At 64.6% G+C, this 17,540-nt stretch carries 16 protein-coding genes; 8 read left to right on the forward strand and 8 right to left on the reverse strand.

The window, feature by feature from the left end; translation table 11 throughout:
- Positions 1 to 273: 273 nt before the first annotated feature.
- The 3 genes from ABQZ09_RS19440 to ABQZ09_RS19450 form a co-directional block, all read right to left on the reverse strand.
- Entirely contained in the window at positions 274 to 1,902 is a 1,629-nt protein-coding gene (locus tag ABQZ09_RS19440; RefSeq protein WP_349777682.1) for a TldD/PmbA family protein, read from the reverse strand.
- A gap of 195 nt (positions 1,903 to 2,097) precedes the next feature.
- On the reverse strand, positions 2,098 to 3,252 hold the full coding sequence (locus ABQZ09_RS19445) for an epoxide hydrolase family protein (RefSeq protein WP_349777683.1): 1,155 nt from the start codon (positions 3,250 to 3,252) through the stop codon (positions 2,098 to 2,100).
- A gap of 1 nt (position 3,253) precedes the next feature.
- Positions 3,254 to 4,168 carry an NmrA family NAD(P)-binding protein gene (locus ABQZ09_RS19450; RefSeq protein WP_228313197.1) on the reverse strand — a complete coding sequence of 305 codons (915 nt, stop codon included), beginning with the start codon at positions 4,166 to 4,168 and terminating at the stop codon, positions 3,254 to 3,256.
- Between the two features lie 178 nt (positions 4,169 to 4,346).
- Between ABQZ09_RS19450 and ABQZ09_RS19455 the strand changes: the two genes are divergently transcribed.
- A complete protein-coding gene (locus tag ABQZ09_RS19455; RefSeq protein ID WP_228313198.1) occupies positions 4,347 to 4,988 on the forward strand; it encodes a TetR/AcrR family transcriptional regulator in 642 nt (213 codons plus the stop codon).
- A 250-nt stretch (positions 4,989 to 5,238) separates the two neighbouring features.
- Here the strand turns inward: ABQZ09_RS19455 and ABQZ09_RS19460 are convergent, their stop codons facing one another.
- The 4 genes from ABQZ09_RS19460 to ABQZ09_RS19475 form a co-directional block, all read right to left on the reverse strand.
- Positions 5,239 to 5,391 carry a DUF2164 family protein gene (locus ABQZ09_RS19460; RefSeq protein ID WP_228313199.1) on the reverse strand — a complete coding sequence of 51 codons (153 nt, stop codon included), beginning with the start codon at positions 5,389 to 5,391 and terminating at the stop codon, positions 5,239 to 5,241.
- A gap of 582 nt (positions 5,392 to 5,973) precedes the next feature.
- Positions 5,974 to 6,441, reverse strand: coding sequence for a LuxR family transcriptional regulator (locus ABQZ09_RS19465; RefSeq protein WP_349777692.1), 468 nt, complete (start codon positions 6,439 to 6,441; stop codon positions 5,974 to 5,976).
- A gap of 315 nt (positions 6,442 to 6,756) precedes the next feature.
- Positions 6,757 to 7,767 carry a class 1 fructose-bisphosphatase gene (locus ABQZ09_RS19470; protein WP_166749901.1) on the reverse strand — a complete coding sequence of 337 codons (1,011 nt, stop codon included), beginning with the start codon at positions 7,765 to 7,767 and terminating at the stop codon, positions 6,757 to 6,759.
- 269 nt (positions 7,768 to 8,036) lie between these two features.
- Complete coding sequence (locus tag ABQZ09_RS19475; RefSeq protein ID WP_228313201.1) at positions 8,037 to 9,239, reverse strand: amino acid aminotransferase; 1,203 nt, start codon at positions 9,237 to 9,239, stop codon at positions 8,037 to 8,039.
- A gap of 157 nt (positions 9,240 to 9,396) precedes the next feature.
- Between ABQZ09_RS19475 and ABQZ09_RS19480 the strand changes: the two genes are divergently transcribed.
- The 5 genes from ABQZ09_RS19480 (at position 9,397) to ABQZ09_RS19500 (ending at position 15,603) form a co-directional block, all read left to right on the forward strand.
- Entirely contained in the window at positions 9,397 to 11,520 is a 2,124-nt protein-coding gene (locus tag ABQZ09_RS19480) for a TonB-dependent receptor family protein (protein ID WP_349777684.1), read from the forward strand.
- Positions 11,521 to 11,788: 268 nt separating this feature from the next.
- Positions 11,789 to 12,196, forward strand: coding sequence for a hypothetical protein (locus ABQZ09_RS19485; RefSeq protein WP_349777693.1), 408 nt, complete (start codon positions 11,789 to 11,791; stop codon positions 12,194 to 12,196).
- A 249-nt stretch (positions 12,197 to 12,445) separates the two neighbouring features.
- A complete protein-coding gene (gene adh / locus ABQZ09_RS19490) occupies positions 12,446 to 13,975 on the forward strand; it encodes an aldehyde dehydrogenase (RefSeq protein WP_228313204.1) in 1,530 nt (509 codons plus the stop codon).
- Positions 13,976 to 14,157: 182 nt separating this feature from the next.
- The gene (gene adhP, locus ABQZ09_RS19495; RefSeq protein ID WP_039406924.1) at positions 14,158 to 15,186 is read left to right on the forward strand and encodes an alcohol dehydrogenase AdhP; all 1,029 of its coding nucleotides are present in this window, start codon (positions 14,158 to 14,160) and stop codon (positions 15,184 to 15,186) included.
- Between the two features lie 21 nt (positions 15,187 to 15,207).
- Positions 15,208 to 15,603 (forward strand): DUF779 domain-containing protein, encoded by a 396-nt coding sequence (locus ABQZ09_RS19500; protein ID WP_039406926.1) that lies wholly within the window; start codon positions 15,208 to 15,210, stop codon positions 15,601 to 15,603.
- A 272-nt stretch (positions 15,604 to 15,875) separates the two neighbouring features.
- On the opposite strand, the gene ABQZ09_RS19505 is transcribed toward ABQZ09_RS19500, so the two are convergent.
- Positions 15,876 to 16,037 (reverse strand): hypothetical protein, encoded by a 162-nt coding sequence (locus tag ABQZ09_RS19505; protein WP_068835635.1) that lies wholly within the window; start codon positions 16,035 to 16,037, stop codon positions 15,876 to 15,878.
- A 148-nt stretch (positions 16,038 to 16,185) separates the two neighbouring features.
- On the opposite strand from ABQZ09_RS19505, the gene ABQZ09_RS19510 reads away from it, so the two are divergent.
- Positions 16,186 to 16,584 (forward strand): hypothetical protein, encoded by a 399-nt coding sequence (locus ABQZ09_RS19510; RefSeq protein ID WP_349777694.1) that lies wholly within the window; start codon positions 16,186 to 16,188, stop codon positions 16,582 to 16,584.
- Positions 16,584 to 17,540 carry a non-homologous end joining protein Ku gene (ku, locus tag ABQZ09_RS19515; RefSeq protein WP_349777685.1) on the forward strand — a complete coding sequence of 319 codons (957 nt, stop codon included), beginning with the start codon at positions 16,584 to 16,586 and terminating at the stop codon, positions 17,538 to 17,540. The genes ABQZ09_RS19510 and ku overlap by 1 nt, the downstream gene beginning before the upstream one ends.

Raw genomic sequence — 17,540 nt, forward strand, 5'->3', positions numbered from 1 at the left:
GCCCTTGCCCGCCCACCATCGCGGGACACGCTGCAAGTACGTCCATGTAGCTCCGTGGCGGCATCCATGCCGCCAAGAGTCCCGCGACGGTGGGCGGGCAAGGGCCAGTGGAGATGGTCGGTGCGCGCAGGTTTCAACAAGCAGTCTGCAAGCTGTCGACGCGACATTTTTTTCAACAAAACCACCAGCCGACACTCGTTGATAGTAGCGCCCCACCTACTTCCACGTAAGACTGCCTTAGCAAAGACACTGCCACCCGTTTGCTCGCAGCCCTCACCCCAACGAACGCGCGGTATTGATCACGTTGATGCCATCGAAGCGTGCGGTGGACGATCCATGCGAGACTGCCGAGACCTGGCTCGGTTGGCCCTTGCCATCGAAGAACGAGCCGCCCAGGCGGAAATCGCGTTGGTCGCACACCGCACTGCAGGCATTCCAGAACTCCGGCGTGCGAATCTGGTAGGCACCGTCTTCCACCAACCGCGTGACCTGGCCATTTTCGATTTCGTAGAACAGTTGCCCGCCGAACTGCGCGTTGTAGCGCTGCTGATCGATCGAGTACGAACCGCGCCCGTGAATGTACAAGCCGCGCTCGACGTTCTTGATCATCTCGGCAACACCAAGCGGTTGCTTGCCTGCCGCCAGCGCGACATTGGGCATGCGCTGGAATTGCACGTTGGACCACGAGTCGGCGTAACTGCAGCCATCGGAGGCCGTCTTGCCGAGCAGGTGCGCCTGATCGCGCGTGCATTGGTAGTCGACCAGGATACCGTCGCGCACCAGATCCCACTGTTTGGTCTTGACGCCTTCATCGTCGTACCCCACCGCGCCCAGGCTACCCGGCTGGGTGCGGTCGGCGACGAAGGTCACCGCGTCGCTGCCCCAACGGAACTTGGCATCGCGCTTGTCCAGCGTAGCGAAGCTGGTGCCGGCGTAATTGGCCTCGTAACCCAGCACGCGGTCGAGCTCCAGTGGGTGGCCAACCGATTCGTGGATGGTGAGGAACAGATTGCTCGGGTCGATCACCAGATCGTACTTGCCGGCTTTCACCGACGGCGCGGTGAGTTTGGCGCGCGCCTGCCTGGCCGCGGCAATCGCATCTTCGCGCGCGTCGTAGCTGTGGCCGTAGCCGATCAGCCCACCTGGCAGGTGATGCTTCTGGCTGGCATCGCCATCAAGGTATTCGTAACCCATGCCCATCGGCGAAGACAGCCCGTCGCGGGTGCGGAAGGTGCCGCTGGCCTTGTCCACTGCGGTAACAGTGAAAGGGAGCCACAAACGATGCACGTCCTGATCGATGTAGGAGCCATCGCTGCTGGCAAAATATTTTTGCTCGTTAATCGCAAACATGCGCGAGGCCACAAAGGTGGCACCAGCGTTGAGCGCCGCGGCATTGACGTCCATCAACAGCGCCACCTTGTCCTGCAGCGGCACTTCCATGGCGTTCTTCCGGATCGGCGTCTTCCAGCTGACCTGCCCGGCCGGCGTCACCGGCGCCAGTTGCACCGGCGTGCCGCCCAAGCGCGCATTCGCCTTGGCGATGGCCACCGCCTGCCGCGTAGCCGTGGCCACGCCGTCGCTGGTCAACGTGTTGGTGGCCGCGAAGCCCCAGGCGCCATCGGCCAGCACGCGCACGCCCACGCCACTGGATTCGGCATTGACCACGTTCTCCACCTGCGCCTCACGTGTGATCACGAACTGGCGCAGATAGCGCCCCACGCGCACATCGCAGTAGCTGGCACCGGCGGCCTTGGCGGTGGTGAGCGCGGTGTCGGACAAGCGCCGGTTGCGGGCCGCATCGTTCGGCGCCAGCAGCTGCTCGGCAGCGATCAGGCGCGTATGCGGCAGCAGCAGCCCGGCAGCACCGATGCCGGACAGGGTGAGGAAGGTACGACGGTCCACGGCGGTTCTCCGTTGAAGGCCAGCGGCACGACTCCCCGCCGCGCCAGCCCCCGAGACTGGCCCGTGCAGGCGACGGCGGTCAAGGGGGCAATGCCGGCTTGGCGTCCGGCAGCTCCACCTGCAATGCGGAGACGTTGGCGCCGTCGGCAGGGCCGTGGCCCGAAGGCAATGCGGGCATGCCAGGCTCGATCGCCGTCACCGAAGAGACCGAAAGGTCGCTCGCAGATGATCCACAAAGACCGACGGGTTCTCCATCGCCGCAAAATGTCCACCCCGCTCCGCTTCGCCGAAAAAGCGGAGGTCGGCGAAGCGTCGTTGTGCCCAGCGCTGGGAAACGCGCACCTGCTCCCCAGGAAACATGCTAATGCCGGTTGGCGTGGGCATTGGATGCGAAGGCAGCTCCGCCTTGGCCTCATGCGCGGCTTCCCAGTACAGGCGTGCAGAGCTGGGCCCTGCGTTCGTGAGCCAGTACAGCATGATGTCATCGATGAGGTGGTCCAAGGCGAACACGTTCTCCGGGTCGCCGTCGCTTTGTGAGACATCCTGAAAGAGTGCATAGATCCATGCAGCCAGGCCCACCGGGGAGTCAGCCAAACTGAAGCCCACCGACTGCGGACGTGTGCTTTGCAGCTTCATATAGCCGGAAAATTCGGTGTGGTAGCGCTGGGCGTCTTCCAGCATCTTCTGCTCGGTCGGTGTGGCTTCGGCGATTTCCTGCGTGGTGGGTTCGAACATCACCATGTTCAGATGGATGCCCACCAGGCCCGGTGGCTGCATGAATCCAAGCGCGGTGGTGATCGCACTGCCCCAATCGCCGCCCTGTGCGGCCCAACGCTCGCCATACCCCAAGCGGCGCATCAGTTCGACCCATGCGGCAGCCGTGCGCCCGACGCCCCAGCCACGGGCGGTTGGCTTTGCAGAGAAGCCAAAACCAGGCAAGGATGGGATGATGAGATGAAACGCGTCCGACGCCTGCCCGCCATGGGCCACCGGGTCGCTCAACGGGCCGATCACCTCGCGGAATTCGAGCACTGATCCGGGCCACCCGTGCGTCAGCAGTAAAGGAAGCGCATCGGGCTCCGGCGAGCGTACATGCAGGAACTGGATTTTCAGTCCATCGATCGTGGTGCGACTGCTGTTCCAGCCATTCAACAACCGCTCGGTCGCACGCCAGTCGTAGCCAGATTGCCAGCGGTCCACCAGGCGCCGGATGCGCTCGCTCTGCGGGCCTTGGCTGTGGTCCTCCACGGTTTCCCTACTCGGCCAACGGGTTTGCCCAAGCCGTTGTGCGAGGTCATCCAGCTCCGCTTGTGCAACCTGGATGTGGAACGCTGCAATGCCATCGCGCATCTCAAGACTCCCGTGCATACGTGTTGGCCAGTGTCTGGCGGGCTGTTTGCCAGGAGCGCGCACCGTAGCGATCGTTATCCAGTGGGGCCAGTTTGCCGCGCCCGCTCATCATGTCGCGCAGATATTGCATGCCCTGCCAGGGAGGGAAGGGATCATCGCTTGCGGGCGTGAGTGCACGTACCGCACTGATGATTGCCGACATCGTCCCGAGCCCGCCGGGCCTGAGCGTGCGATAGCGCTGCCCGGTGAGTTGGGTGAGCAGTTGCGCGATGTCGTTGGGTGAAATGCTGTTGCCGGCAATGCGCAGGTCCCTTGGGGCCTTGGAATCCAGTGCGGCCGCCGCCGTGTAGCGGGCAACGTCATCTTTGGCGGTGAAATCGAGCCGCTGGTGTGCGTCGCCAAAATGCATGACACGACGGCCCGGCACCACGAGGCGCGCACTGCCCTCAAGAAGCTCCAGAAAACCACCGCACAGAACCGAGGTGGCCGCGATCGGCGCGGTATCCAGTTGATCTCTGAACCAGCGCCGGAGATCCAGGTTTCGATTGTCGCCCGGCCGTGTCTTCGTATAGTCCAGAGAGAAATCAGACGGGATGAAGCGAGGCACGCCGGCGCTGACCGCTGCATGCAACAGCTTTCCCTGTTGACCCAGCATGACGTTTTCCAAACCGTTGAGCGCAGACACGACACATGCCGCATTCTCGACCGCTTCACGCAATGATTTGGCGTCTTCCATCTCGACGTAGTGAACCTCGATCTTCCTGCGTTGCAAGGCCGCAACACGGTCCTTCCCGGCGCCTTGGCGAACAAGGGCAACGACAGCGGCTCCCTGGTCCTTCAGCGCAAAGGCGATCCGGCCACCCAGGTCGCCGGTGGCGCCTGCAACGACGATTTGGGATCTCACATCTGGCGTCACGACTTACCTCTCGCTTGGGTCTTTTGCGCCAACGACGGCAACGGGAGCTGCAACAGAAGATGCAAACTGTCTGTCACGCAGCATCCAGGTCATTCGCCGGCTTGGCAGACCATGCAGCGAATAACTGAACGATAACGTTCAGTTGATGGGGATGCAAGCGGCGTGTAACTTTTCGCGCATGAAAGCGGGCAAGCAAAAATCAAAAGGCGGACGGCCGCCACTCGATAAGGTGGGTGATGTCGAACGCCGCTTACTCGATGCGGCACTGCAACTTTTCCTGGAACGCGGGTTCGAGAACACCTCGTGCGAGGACATCGCGCGGCTGGCAGGCGCGGGCAAGGCAAGCCTTTACGCGCGCTATGGCAACAAAGACGCCATTTTTGAGGCGGTGGTCCGTCGTGATGTCGACACCCAGCCGCTGCCTGCTGCAGCCAACGTCCCCATGGATCTGGAGGGGCGCCTGAGACACGCAGGACAGGCGATGCTTGCGCATGCATTACAGCCCCAGACGGTGGCCATGATGCGCCTGGTCGTCGGCACCTCCATTCGTGCGCCAGCGCTTGCCGCTGAAGTCAACCGCATCGGCTGGGAAGGCGGGCTGCGGCGCGTGCAGCTGACGATCCTGGACGGCCCGGATCAACCGGCCAATCCGTCTGCGTTGGCAAGCCACTTCGTCGACCTGGTCTTTGCCCCGCATCAACTGCGCGCGCTGCTGGGCGAGCACCCGGACGACCTGATCGCCACCGCATCGGCCCGCGTGGAGTGGGCGCTTGCACTTCTCAAGGATGCTGGCCAGCTGGAGACCGGAACTGCGCAGTGATACCCTTCACTTGCAGGAATCCTTGAACAACGCAACGGAACAACGCAACTTGATGGCGTATTCGGCGGGTAGCGGACATGCGCATGTTGTCCTTACTCGCAGCGGAGAAGTGGAACTTCCCAGTGCTGTGGCATCGTGAGGTGGCTGATTACTTTCTGAAGTCGGTAGGACGTTCCAGTTGGTAGATCGCCTCACCCAGGTCGTCCAGCTTGCTGGCAACGATAGCCTGCGCATCGTAGACGCCCCGATTTTAGAAATAGGCTCCCACCTCCTCGGCGAAGAAATCCAGCAGAAACTCCGCATCGAAGCGGCCGATCTGCTGCTTCAGTTCCTCACTGAAATACCGTTGGATCTTGCGCGTGATCGCCGCCCGCTCGCCTTCGGTGAATTTGATGTCGGTCATGGGCACTCTGGTCTGCTCAACTACGTATCCGGGCGATTGACGTTACGACACAGCAAGCTCAGGCGGATCCGTGCTGTTGAACCCGAACGCTTGCCCGGCCGGCATCGAGATTGAGCATCAGCTGACAACGGGCCAACAGGAAGGCCTGCCTGCCTGAATGTAGTCAAGGTAGTCGGACTCGGCAATTCCGACGTTGGTCCAGCGATCGGGATACGCCGCCAGGTGTGTACGGGCATACGCGACGGCGGCGGCTGCGTCCGGAACAACGGCAGCAGGGGCATGCTGCTCATCCGGTTCGAATGCGGGAAATCATACAGATCGAAGTAGCCTTCGCTGCCAACGTCCTCAACGCCATGAATCCACAGCTCGATCGAATCGTTTGCTGGTCGTAACTCGATATGGCGAATGTACGTCGGGTCGACTGGACGTCTCCCGAGGAACTGCTCGACTGGCTTGCTGCGCCGTAATGTGGCTGAAATATCGATCGATAAAAGATGTCGCATACAGGCTCCTTGCCTTCAAGCCGCTGCTGCTCCACAGACACGTCGAGCCGCGCCGTAATGTGGCGCGGCTCGACGTCGCTTACTTGGTTTGACGTTGCGCGCGCTTGAAGTACGCCGTGCGCATCATCGGGTTGCCGTCCTTGAAGTAGGCTTCAATCTCGGTCATGACCTTGCCATCGGCGCTGACCGTATAGGTGCGTGTGGATGCCGGGACGCCTTGATACATCAACTGCATCACCAGCACGCCGGGCTCAGGCATTTTGACGGCGGCACGATCGACCAGGTATGTACCCGAGGCCTCACCCGGCGTACCGTCCAGCAACAGCGTGGAGTGTGCCTCTAGCCTCTTGTTGTCGTGTTCGGTGATCTCGGCGCTGGTTGCCCACTTGTTGCCTGGAACCTGTTTGAACTCCAGGACGACACGTTTGGGGCGTACCGCCGCCGGCATCGGTAGGCTGGTGGTATCCAGCAGCCAGGTTCCGACCAGTGGCGATGGCGCGGTTGATGCGGAGAAGGCGGGTGTGGCTTGCAACATGACGGCAGCCACCAGTGCGACGCATGCGGTCTTCATGTGAACTCCCTGATCGATAAGTGATCCCTGCGGGCAGTCATGCGACTGGTTGCAAGGCACTATGAGTAGATCAACTTCCCGTAGACCGTCCCACTCCGGCCTGAGCGCGGTATACATCTCTGCCCGGAGCGGAGTCAATTGAGGGCAAGAAATGACGGTTGGCGCGATGCTCTCCGGTCGCCACGTCATCGTGTGCTGCGCCGTCGGTGATTGCCACACATAAAGACACCCGCACTGGGCGGGTGTCCTGGGTGAATCAGTGCTGCGTGTGGCTTGCGCCGAAAATCAGTCTTACGCCTTATCCGCCTCCAGGTGATATCGCGTCGCCTCAGCCACCTCATTCTTCGAGCCCAAAAATACCGGCACGCGCTGATGCAGCTGCGTCGGTTGAATATCCAGGATGCGCTCGCGCCCGGTGGTTGCGGCGCCGCCGGCCTGTTCCACCAGCATGCTCATCGGGTTGGCTTCGTACATCAGGCGCAGCTTGCCGGGCTTGGACGCGTCCTTCTTGTCCCACGGGTAGATGAAGATGCCGCCGCGAGTGAGGATGCGGTGCACGTCGGCCACCATGCTGGCGATCCAGCGCATGTTGAAGTCCTTGCCGCGCGCGCCGTCCTTGCCGGCCAGCAGGTCGCCCACATAGGCCTGCATCGCCGGTTCCCAGTGCCGCTGGTTGGACATGTTGATGGCGTATTCGGCGGTGTCGTCGGGCACGCGCATGTTGGCCTGGGTCAGCAAGAAGCTGCCTTCCTCGCGCTCCAGGGTGAAGGCGTGGGTACCGTGGCCGAGCGTAAGCACCAGCATGGTGCTGGGGCCATAGATGCAGTAGCCGGCGGCGACCTGTTGGGTGCCGGGCTGCAGGAAGTGTTCGTCGCCGGGCTTTTCGGTGCCCTTGGGCGCACGCAGTACCGAGAAGATGGTGCCGACTGAAACGTTGACGTCGATGTTGGAGCTGCCATCCAGCGGGTCGAACAGCAGCAGGAAATCGCCGCTGGGGTACTGGTCGGGCACCGGCTGGCTGTGGTCCATTTCTTCGGAGGCGCACGCGGCCAGATGGCCGCCCCAGGCATTGGCTTCGAGCAGGATGTCGTTGCTCAGCACATCGAGCTTTTTCTGCGCCTCGCCCTGCACGTTGCCGGTGCCGGCATCGCCGAGCACGCCGCCCAGGGCGCCCTTGCTCACGGCAATGGAGATGCGCTTGCAGGCGCGCGAGACGATGGTGATGAGCTGGCGCAGTTCCGCATCGATACGGCCGGCATGTTGCTCTTCGATCAGGAAGCGGGTCAGCGAGGGACGCGACATGGAGCGGGCAGCCTGTTGTAGGAAGTGGGCCGCCATTGTCGCCATTGCGCCGTTAGATTTCGATCACTTGCTGCGCGGTTTGTAGCGTGGCTGATCGAATTTGTGCGAATGGCGCCGGTGATGGCGATGCTTGCCCTCATCCGCCCTTCGGGCACCTTCCCCCGCGGGCGGGGGAAGGGAGCGGCGTCTGCGGGCATAAGAAAACCGGGAGGCTGGCGCGCTCCCGGTCTGCAGTACGTCGATGCGGCTGCGCGCCGCGTCGGCGCCGCTTACACCCGGCTGACGGTCGCCACGGCCTGGGCCACGTAGTCCAGGTTGCGCTGGCTCAGGGCGGCCACGCAGATGCGGCCAGTGCCCACGGCGTAGATCGCAAACTCGTCGCGCAGGCGGTCCACCTGGGTCTTGGTCAGGCCCGAGTACGAGAACATGCCGGCCTGGCGCTGGATGAAGTCGAACTCCGGCGCGCCCAGCGTGGCGAGTTTGTCCACCAGCCCTGCGCGCAGGGCGTGGATGCGTTCACGCATTTCGGTGAGTTCCTGCTCCCACAGATCGCGCAGCTCCGGGCTGGTCAGCACGCCGGCGACGAGTGCGGCGCCGTGCGTGGACGGGCTGGAGTAGATCGTGCGGATGATGCGCTTGACCTGCGACTGCACGGCCTTGGCTTCGGCGGCGGTGGCCGAGACCACCGACAGCGCGCCCACGCGCTCGCCATACAGCGAGAACGACTTGGAATACGAGCTGGCGACCACGTAGCTGTCGATGCCTTCGGCGGCCAGCAGACGTACCGCATACGCATCGGCCTCGATGCCCTTGTCGAAGCCCTGGTAGGCAATGTCGACGAACGGGAACAGGTTGCGTTCCTTCAACAGCCCGGCCACCTGCTTCCACTGCTCGCGGGTCAGGTCGGCGCCGGTGGGGTTGTGGCAGCAGGCGTGCAGCAGCACCACCGTGCCCGGCTCCAACTTGGCCAGGTCGGCGAGCATGCCGTCGAAGTTCAGGCCATGGCTGGCGGCATCGAAATAGGTGTAGTCCACCACCTCGAAGCCGGCCGCGCCGAACACCGCGCGGTGGTTTTCCCAGCTGGGGTTGCTGATGGCGATGGTGGCCGTGGGCAGCAGCTTCTTGAGCAGGTCTGCGCCAACGCGCAATGCGCCGCTGCCGCCGACGGTCTGCGAGGTCGCCACGCGCCCGGACGCCACCAGCGCCGACTCGGCGCCGAACAGCAGTTCCTGGGTGGCCTTGTCGTAGGCGGCCAGGCCGTCGATGGGCAGGTAGCCACGCGGTTTGGCCTCCTGCGCAAGCTGCTGCTCGATCTTGTGCACGGCGCGCAACAGCGGGATGCGTCCGTTTTCGTCGTAATAGATGCCCACGCCCAGGTTGACCTTGGTGGGGCGGCTGTCGGCGTTGTAGGCCTCGGTCAGGCCCAGGATGGGGTCGCCTGGAACCTGTTCCACGTTTGCAAAGAAGGACACGGCATGACTCGCTGAAGGACGAAAGAGTGGGGTACTTCCGGGGTGCTCGGCCGCGGCTGGGCCAAACCACTTCATCGTAGCAGCCCATGGCGGGCGTAGCATGCTTCGTTCCGTACGCAACGATGCGGCCACAGTACGGATAAGGGACACTATCCCCATGCCCAGACTCACCCTGTTGGCCGCCGCCTGCGGCCTGTTCGCCACGAGCGCCACGCCGCTCGTCCTGGCCGCCGATCCGGCGCCTTTGCAGGTCCTTCCCACCGTGCAGGTGGACGCCGCCCGCGTGCACGGGGTGGACGACTTCGACCTGCCGGCCTCGTTCACCGTGGTGTCGGCCGACGACGACAACCGCCGCGGCGCGCAGGTGTCCGAGCTGCTGGACGGCATCCCCGGGCTGGTGGCGCGCGACCGCCAGAACTACGCGCAGGACACCCAGCTGTCGATCCGCGGCTTCGGCGCGCGCTCCACCTTCGGCGTGCGCGGCGTGCGGCTGCTGGTGGATGGCATCCCGGCCAGCATGCCCGACGGGCAGGGCCAGCTCTCGCACTTCAACGTGCTGGGCGCGCAGCGTGTGGAAGTGCTGCGCGGGCCGTTTTCGGCGTTGTACGGCAACTCCTCCGGCGGCGTGCTGCAGCTGTGGAGCGCTGACGGCGCCCCAAACGACCCGTGGCGGCTGCGCGCCACCTATGGCAGCAATGCCACCGTCAATGTGGGCGCGCAATTGCTCGGCCAGCAGGGCGCGGTGCACTACAACCTGGCGGCCAATCATTTCGACACCGACGGCTTCCGCTCCCATAGCCGCGCAAAGCGCGATTCGGTGAACGCCAAGCTGGGTTTCGACCTGGCGCCCGGCCGCCGGCTGGATCTGGTGCTCAACTATCTGGATGCGCCCGACGCGCAGGATCCGCTGGGCCTGAGCCGCGACCAGTTCAACGCCGACCCGCGCCAGGCCACGGCGGTGGCCACCCAGTTCAACACCCGCAAGTCGGTACGCCAGAGCCAGGCCGGGGCCATCTTCACCCAGCAGGTCGACAGCCAGACGCTGCGGCTGATGGCCTATGGCGGCACGCGCAGCGTGGAGCAATTCCTGTCGGTGCCGGTGGCGGTGCAGCGCAACCCGCTGCACGCTGGTGGGGTAATCGATCTGGACAGCAATTATGAAGGTGCCGACGCGCGCTGGGCCTGGCAGGGGCAGGCGCTCGGCCGGCCCCTGCAGCTCACCGTGGGCGCCAACGTCGATCGCCAGCGGCAGCACCGCACCGGCTACGAGAACTTCGTCGGCGATACGCTGGGCGTCAAGGGCGCGTTGCGCCGCAACCAGCGTGACCAGGTGGAAAACATCGACCAGTTCGCGCAGGCGTGGTGGCAGTGGAGCGAGCGCTGGTCCGCGCTGCTGGGCGTGCGCCATAGCCAGGTGCGCTTCGATTCGGACGACCACTACATCGTCGGGCGCAATCCCGACGACAGCGGCCAACGCGATTATTCGGCCACCACACCGGTGGCCGGCATCGTGTTCCGTGCCACCGACGATCTGCGCTTTTACGCCTCGGCCGGGCGCGGCTTCGAAACGCCCACCTTCAACGAGCTGGGCTACCGCAACGACGGCGGCGCCGGCCTGGCGCTGGACCTGGGTGCGGCGACCAGCCGCAATTATGAGATCGGCAGCAAGTGGCGCGCGCAAAGCGGCGCGGCGTTGCAGGTGGCACTGTTCCGCGCCGACACCGACAACGAACTGGCAGTGGCCAGCAACACCAATGGCCGCAGCACCTTCCGCAATATCGGCGCGACCCGCCGCCAGGGCGCGGAACTGAGCTGGCAGCAGCCGGTGGGCGCCACCCAGCAGCTGCAGCTGGCCTACACCTTTGTCGACGCCACAGTGCGCGATGGCTACCTCACCTGCGCCAGCAGCGGCTGCGCGGTGCCCACCGCGCCGGTGGCCAGCGGGTCGCGCCTGCCGGGCGTGCCGCGGCAGCAGCTGTTTGCGCGTTGGCAGTGGCAGCCGATGCAGTGGCAGTTCGCCGCCGAAACGGTGGCCTCCGGCGCCACCGTGGTCAACGACCTGGCCACCGAACGCGCACCCGGCTATGCCCTGGTCAATCTGGAAGCCTCGCGGCGCTGGATTACCTCGCTGGGCGCACTGCGCATCTTCGCGCGCATCGACAACGCGCTGGAACGCCAGTACGTCGGCTCGGTGATCGTCAACGACGGCAATGGGCGCTATTACGAGCCAGGTCCTGACCGCACCTATACGGTGGGACTGCAGTGGGATTTTGGTGGGTGAGCAAACAACCGACGCCCCGCACGACAACACGCACCCTGCTGTTGTAGGAGCGCCCCCGGGCGCGCATCGCTCTGCGCTGCTGGAGATCATCCTGTTCCGGTCCGAGTCGATCCGCAGCGAGTCCAGCGATGCCAGAGCGCGTGCTAGCCTCTGCCACTCATTCTCGGCATGGAGTGCACTGATGATGACCTGGAAGCGAATGGTGAACGTGTCGGCAATGGTCGCCGGCCTTCTGCTGTGCAGCGCAGCGTGGGCAGACCACGTGGATATGCGCATCGTGCGTGACTATCCAGCCGGCTCCCCCGCCATCGCAAACATACACGCCTGGCTGCAACAGCAATCCGGGCTGAGCACGCAGCCCAGGCAGACACCGCCGCCGGCCGATGCCGCCGCGCTGGGGCCTGTACGCATCAGCACCGCCCTGTTCAATCGTCCGCTGAGCACGCGCGCCGACACCGCGAGTGACGCGGCCCCGCTGCCGGTGCGTGGCCAACCGCGCGACGAGATCACCATCGACGCCTGCAATGGCGATCAGCAGTACCACTGGGTCTACGTGTGGGCAAAGACCGCTGCCACCACTGCGTGGCAGTTGCGCTCCTATCAGCAAAAAACCGTGGCCGATTGCAAGGCATCGCCGGATGCAGCGCCGGCCACGGCACATGCCGCTGCACCGTGATCGTGCGCCCGTCACCGCCGCGTACCGGCGGTGACGGGCTTGGACCGATTGCGTCATAGCCATCGCATCGTTGCGGCGTCGTCGCGTTGCCCACGCATCGGCGCGATGACGCGCTGCAGCGCATTCGGGTGACCGCACCCCGCTCTGCGCCGGCTGCGTGGTGACGCAGCGCAACAGCCCGCGCGCGGGGATTGCACTGGCACCTGGCTGGGTATACACGTGGCTTCGCCTTTCCTGCCGGAGACCATGATGAACGCGCAACCCGTCACCAAGCCGCTCAACACCGACCCCCAATCGATCTTCAAGCCGCGTTACGACAACTTCATCGGTGGCAAGTGGGTTGCGCCGAACAATGGTCAGTACTTCGACAACACCACGCCGATCAATGGCAAGGTGTTTACCTCCATTGCGCGTTCCACCGCGCCGGATATCGAAGCCGCACTCGACGCCGCGCACGCGGCCAAGGACGCGTGGGGCAAGACATCCACTACCGAGCGTTCCAACGTATTGCTCAAGATCGCCGACCGCATCGAGCAGAATCTGGAACTGCTCGCCTACGCCGAGACCTGGGACAACGGCAAGCCGGTGCGCGAAACGCTCAATGCCGACGTGCCGCTGTGCGTGGACCACTTCCGGTATTTTGCCGGTGCCATCCGCGCGCAGGAAGGCGGCATTTCCGAGATCGACAGCGACACCATTGCCTACCATTTCCACGAGCCGCTGGGCGTGGTGGGGCAGATCATTCCGTGGAATTTCCCGCTGTTGATGGCCTGCTGGAAACTCGCACCGGCTCTGGCCGCCGGCAACTGCGTGGTGATGAAGCCGGCCGAGCAGACACCGGCCTCGATCCTGGTGTTGATGGAAGTCATCGGCGACCTGCTGCCGCCCGGCGTGCTCAACGTGGTCAACGGCTTTGGTCTGGAAGCCGGCAAGCCGCTGGCCAGCAACCCGCGCATCGCCAAGATTGCCTTCACCGGCGAAACCACCACCGGCCGGTTGATCATGCAATACGCCAGCCAGAATCTGATCCCGGTAACGCTGGAGCTGGGCGGCAAATCGCCCAACATCTTTTTTGCCGATGTCATGGCCGAAGACGACGATTTTCTCGACAAGGCGGTGGAAGGCTTTGTCATGTTCGCCTTCAACCAGGGCGAAGTGTGCACCTGCCCGTCGCGCGCGCTGATCCAGGAATCCATCTACGACAAGTTCATGGAAAAGGCGCTCAAGCGGGTGGCCGCGATCACGCAGGGCAACCCGCTCGACCCCAACACCATGGTGGGTGCGCAGGCGTCCAGCGAGCAGCTGGAAAAGATTTTGTCCTACATCGACATCGGCAAGCAGGAAGGCGCCGACGTGTTGATCGGTGGCGAGCGCAACACGCTCGATGGCGAGTTGGCCGAGGGCTTCTACGTCAAGCCCACCGTGTTCAAGGGTCACAACGCGATGCGCGTGTTCCAGGAGGAAATCTTCGGGCCGGTGGTGTCGGTCACCACCTTCAAGGATGAAGCCGAGGCGCTGGCGATCGCCAACGACACGCTGTACGGCCTGGGCGCCGGTGTGTGGAGCCGCGATGCCTCGCGGCTGTACCGCATGGGCCGCGCAATCCAGGCCGGCCGCGTGTGGACCAACTGCTATCACGCCTATCCGGCGCACGCTGCGTTCGGCGGCTACAAGCAGTCGGGCATCGGGCGCGAAAACCACAAGATGATGCTCGACCACTACCAGCAGACCAAGAACCTGCTGGTGAGTTATTCGCCAAAGGCGCTGGGGTTCTTCTGATCGCATCCCGCCGCGTCACCCGGCAAGCGCCGGTGCGGTAGCGGCGGTCCGTGCACATTGCCCGCGTGGGGGGCGCTTGCGCCCTCGATGGAGCGCGTGCGGGTCGGGCCATTTGACTTCGATCAAGGCCACGCCTGGGCGAGGCGCCTAAGGTGGCTGCAATCTCGGTGCGGAGCGTGGCGATGGACATGACAATGCAGGCGGCGGTGGTGCGGCAGTTCGGGGCGCCGTTGGTGATCGAGGAGGTGGCGGTGCCGCGGCCGCAGGCCGGCGATCTGCTGGTGAAGATCCAGGCCTGCGGGGTCTGCCATACCGATCTGCATGCCGCGCAGGGCGACTGGCCGGTGAAGCCGAATCCGCCGTTCATTCCCGGCCACGAGGGGGTGGGGTACGTGGCTGCGGTGGGCGCGGGCGTGCGTCACATCAAGGAGGGCGACCGGGTCGGCATTCCGTGGCTGTATTCGGCGTGCGGGCATTGCACGCATTGCCTGGGTGGCTGGGAGACGCTGTGCGAGGCGCAGCAGAACAGCGGCTATTCGGTCAACGGCGGCTTTGCCGGCTACGCCCTTGCCAATGCCGAGTATGTCGGGCACCTGCCCGCCGAGCTGGGCTTTGTCGAGGTTGCGCCGATCCTGTGTGCGGGAGTCACCGTGTACAAGGGACTGAAGATGACCGATACCAAGCCGGGACAGTGGGTGGTGATTTCCGGCATTGGCGGGCTGGGCCACCTGGCGGTGCAGTACGCCTGTGCAATGGGCCTGCAGGTGGCCGCGGTGGATGTGGACGATGCCAAGCTGGCGCTGGCACGACGTCTTGGCGCGACGGTGACGGTCAATGCGCGCACCACCGACCCGGTGGCGTTCGTGAAACAGCACATCGGCGGCGCCCATGGCGCGCTGGTCACTGCGGTCTCGCCCAAAGCGTTCGAGCAGGCCATCGGCATGGTGCGGCGCGGCGGTACGGTCGCGCTCAACGGCTTGCCGCCGGGCGACTTTCCGCTGGATATCTTCGGCATGGTGCTCAATGGCATCACCGTGCGGGGCTCCATCGTCGGCACGCGCCTGGACCTGCAGGAATCGCTGGAGTTTGCGGCGCACGGCAAGGTGGCGGCCACGGTGTCGACCGACCGGCTGGAGAACATCAACGCTGTCTTCGCGCGCATGCACGCAGGGACGATCGAGGGGCGTATCGTGCTCGACATGGCGGCCTGAGGTGGCCGCAGGAGACAGCCGATGCACCACACCACTCCGCGCGTTGAGGTGCCGCCACAGGTAATGGCCACCCTGGCGGCGTCGCAGTTGATCGACACGCTGCGCGCGCGGCACGGCGATGTGCTGTTCCATCAGTCCGGTGGCTGCTGCGATGGGTCTTCGCCGATGTGCTTTGCGGTGGGCGAATTCATCGTGGGCGACCGCGATGTCCTGCTGGGCGAAATTGCCGGCGCACCGTTCTATATCAGCGCGCCGCAATTCGCCTACTGGAAGCACACCCAGCTGATCATCGATGTGGTGCCAGGACGCGGCGGCATGTTTTCGCTGGAGAACGGCGAGGGAGTGCGCTTCCTGGTGCGGTCGCGTCTGTTCAGCGATGAGGAGATGGCGCAGCTGCAGGCGGCCGGGCGCGTGTGAGGTTAGGCGTGTGGATCGTCACCACGGTCTTGATGTGACGGTCCGGCGGTCATGGCCGCCGATGTTTCGACGAACGCCTGTTACCGCACCTGCAGATGAGAGAAAGCCGGCAGCACTGGGCGCGTTGCGCTGCCACGGACAGGTGGCGCGTCAACTCAGGGGATGCCAGCGCCAGGTTGCGCCATGTCACGCGCGCCCCGCGCCTCGATGCCCCGCGCCACGGCCGGTGCTGCGCATGCCGGGCGCACACACCCGGCCATGACGGCGAGCGGTTACGGCGCAGTGCCGGGTTTCTTGGCCGGGGTGGTGTCGTCGGCCGGAATCAGCGTCTCTGGCGCGTCGCCGGCGCCGCGGTCTTCGTGATGCTCGGCATCGCGCTTGCCGTGCTGTTCGCCCGGGTGAGCGGGTTGGTCGCGCAAGGGGTCACGGGACATGCAGGGCTCCTGTTTCGATGAGGGGCGCCAGTTCACCGCGCGCGCAGTGAAGGTCACGCAAATCGCAGACCATGCGGATTTCTCACGCATGGATCACGTCAGCGGCGTTACTGATGTGACCCCCCAATGCCGCACCGTGGAGCAGACCATGCGCCCCCTGGACCGTCGTCCCGATCGTCGCCTGTTCAGTGCGCCTGCCGACCCCACGTTGCCCAAGCGAACGCATCGCACACGGGCTGGGGTGGACGCCGATGGCGTGGCGCAGGACTTCCGGTGTTACAGCCGTGCCGATTATCACCGTCGTCGCCGACGCGGCGGGCCGACCTGGGGCGATCTCGCGCCGGCCTACGCGTTTGCGCGCGTCACCCACGCCGCAGACTGGCCGCGTGGCGCCGATGCGCAGTGCGAGCAGGCATTGGCTGCGCACTGGGACAGCATGCGCGGCGGATCGCGTCTGGACTGGCCGCACGTGCGCGCCATCGTCGAAGACGCGTGGTTGGCGCTGGACCACATTCCCGATGCTGCCGTCCATGGAGTGGCGCACTGATGGCCCGACCGATCTGGACCGGAACATTATCGTTTGGCCTGCTCAATGTGCCGGTGTCGCTGATGTCGGGCGAGCGCAAGGTGGACCTGCACTTTCGCATGCTCGATTCGCGCGACAAGAAGCCGATCCGCTTCGAGCGTGTCAATGCCGACACCGGCGATGAAGTGCCGTGGAAGGAGATCGTCAAGGCATTCGAGTACGACAAGGGCAGCTACGTCATTGTCGAAGAGCAGGACATCCGCTCGGCCGCGCCGGAAAGCCACGAGACCGTGGAGGTGGAAACCTTCGTCGACGCGGCCGATATCGACCCGCGGTATTTCGAAAAGCCCTACATCCTGGTGCCGGGCAAGAAGGCGGAAAAGGGCTATGTGCTGCTGCGGGAAACCTTGCGCGACACTGGCAAGGTCGGCATCGCCAAGGTGGTCATCCGCACCCGCGAATATCTGGCCGCCGTCATGCCGCAGGGCGATGCATTGATCCTGTTGCTGCTGCGCTACCAGCAGGAGGTGGTGGACCCGCAGGACTTCAAGCTGCCGGCCGGCGCGGTGGGCGAGTACCGCATTACGCCCAAGGAGCAGGAGATGGCCAGGCAGCTGATCGAGTCGATGTCTGGCACCTGGCAGCCGGAGGACTATCACGACGAGTTCCGCGGCAAGCTCGAGCAGATCCTGCGCAAACGAATCAAAGAGAAGGCCGGCACCACGCAGGTGGACATCGAGCCCACCCAGCATGAAGACGCCACCACCAACGTGGTGGATTTCATGTCCTTGCTGCAGAAGAGCCTGCAGGCCAACACGCGCACGCCGGCAAAGAAGACCGGCGCGGCAGCGGCGGAGCAGCCGCCGGCCAAGAAGGCCGCCACCAAGAAAGTGGCCAAGAAGGCCGCCAAGAAAACCGCGGCAAAGGCCACCAAGAAGACCGCCGCCAAGGCTGCGCCGCGGCGCAAGGCCGGCTAA

It is taken from the genome of Xanthomonas sp. WHRI 6106, assembly GCF_040202405.1.
Taxonomy (GTDB): domain Bacteria; phylum Pseudomonadota; class Gammaproteobacteria; order Xanthomonadales; family Xanthomonadaceae; genus Xanthomonas; species Xanthomonas cannabis.

Coding starts and splice junctions, on each gene's coding strand:
- adhP (WP_039406924.1), top strand. CDS start 14,158: ATGGACATGACAATGCAGGCGGCGGTGGTGCGGCAGTTCGGGGCGCCG.
- ABQZ09_RS19470 (WP_166749901.1), bottom strand. CDS start 7,767: ATGTCGCGTCCCTCGCTGACCCGCTTCCTGATCGAAGAGCAACATGCC.
- ABQZ09_RS19445 (WP_349777683.1), bottom strand. CDS start 3,252: ATGCGCGATGGCATTGCAGCGTTCCACATCCAGGTTGCACAAGCGGAG.
- ABQZ09_RS19505 (WP_068835635.1), bottom strand. CDS start 16,037: ATGTCCCGTGACCCCTTGCGCGACCAACCCGCTCACCCGGGCGAACAG.
- ABQZ09_RS19455 (WP_228313198.1), top strand. CDS start 4,347: ATGAAAGCGGGCAAGCAAAAATCAAAAGGCGGACGGCCGCCACTCGAT.
- ABQZ09_RS19485 (WP_349777693.1), top strand. CDS start 11,789: ATGCGCATCGTGCGTGACTATCCAGCCGGCTCCCCCGCCATCGCAAAC.
- ku (WP_349777685.1), top strand. CDS start 16,584: ATGGCCCGACCGATCTGGACCGGAACATTATCGTTTGGCCTGCTCAAT.
- ABQZ09_RS19480 (WP_349777684.1), top strand. CDS start 9,397: ATGCCCAGACTCACCCTGTTGGCCGCCGCCTGCGGCCTGTTCGCCACG.
- adh (WP_228313204.1), top strand. CDS start 12,446: ATGAACGCGCAACCCGTCACCAAGCCGCTCAACACCGACCCCCAATCG.
- ABQZ09_RS19510 (WP_349777694.1), top strand. CDS start 16,186: ATGCGCCCCCTGGACCGTCGTCCCGATCGTCGCCTGTTCAGTGCGCCT.
- ABQZ09_RS19460 (WP_228313199.1), bottom strand. CDS start 5,391: ATGACCGACATCAAATTCACCGAAGGCGAGCGGGCGGCGATCACGCGC.
- ABQZ09_RS19500 (WP_039406926.1), top strand. CDS start 15,208: ATGCACCACACCACTCCGCGCGTTGAGGTGCCGCCACAGGTAATGGCC.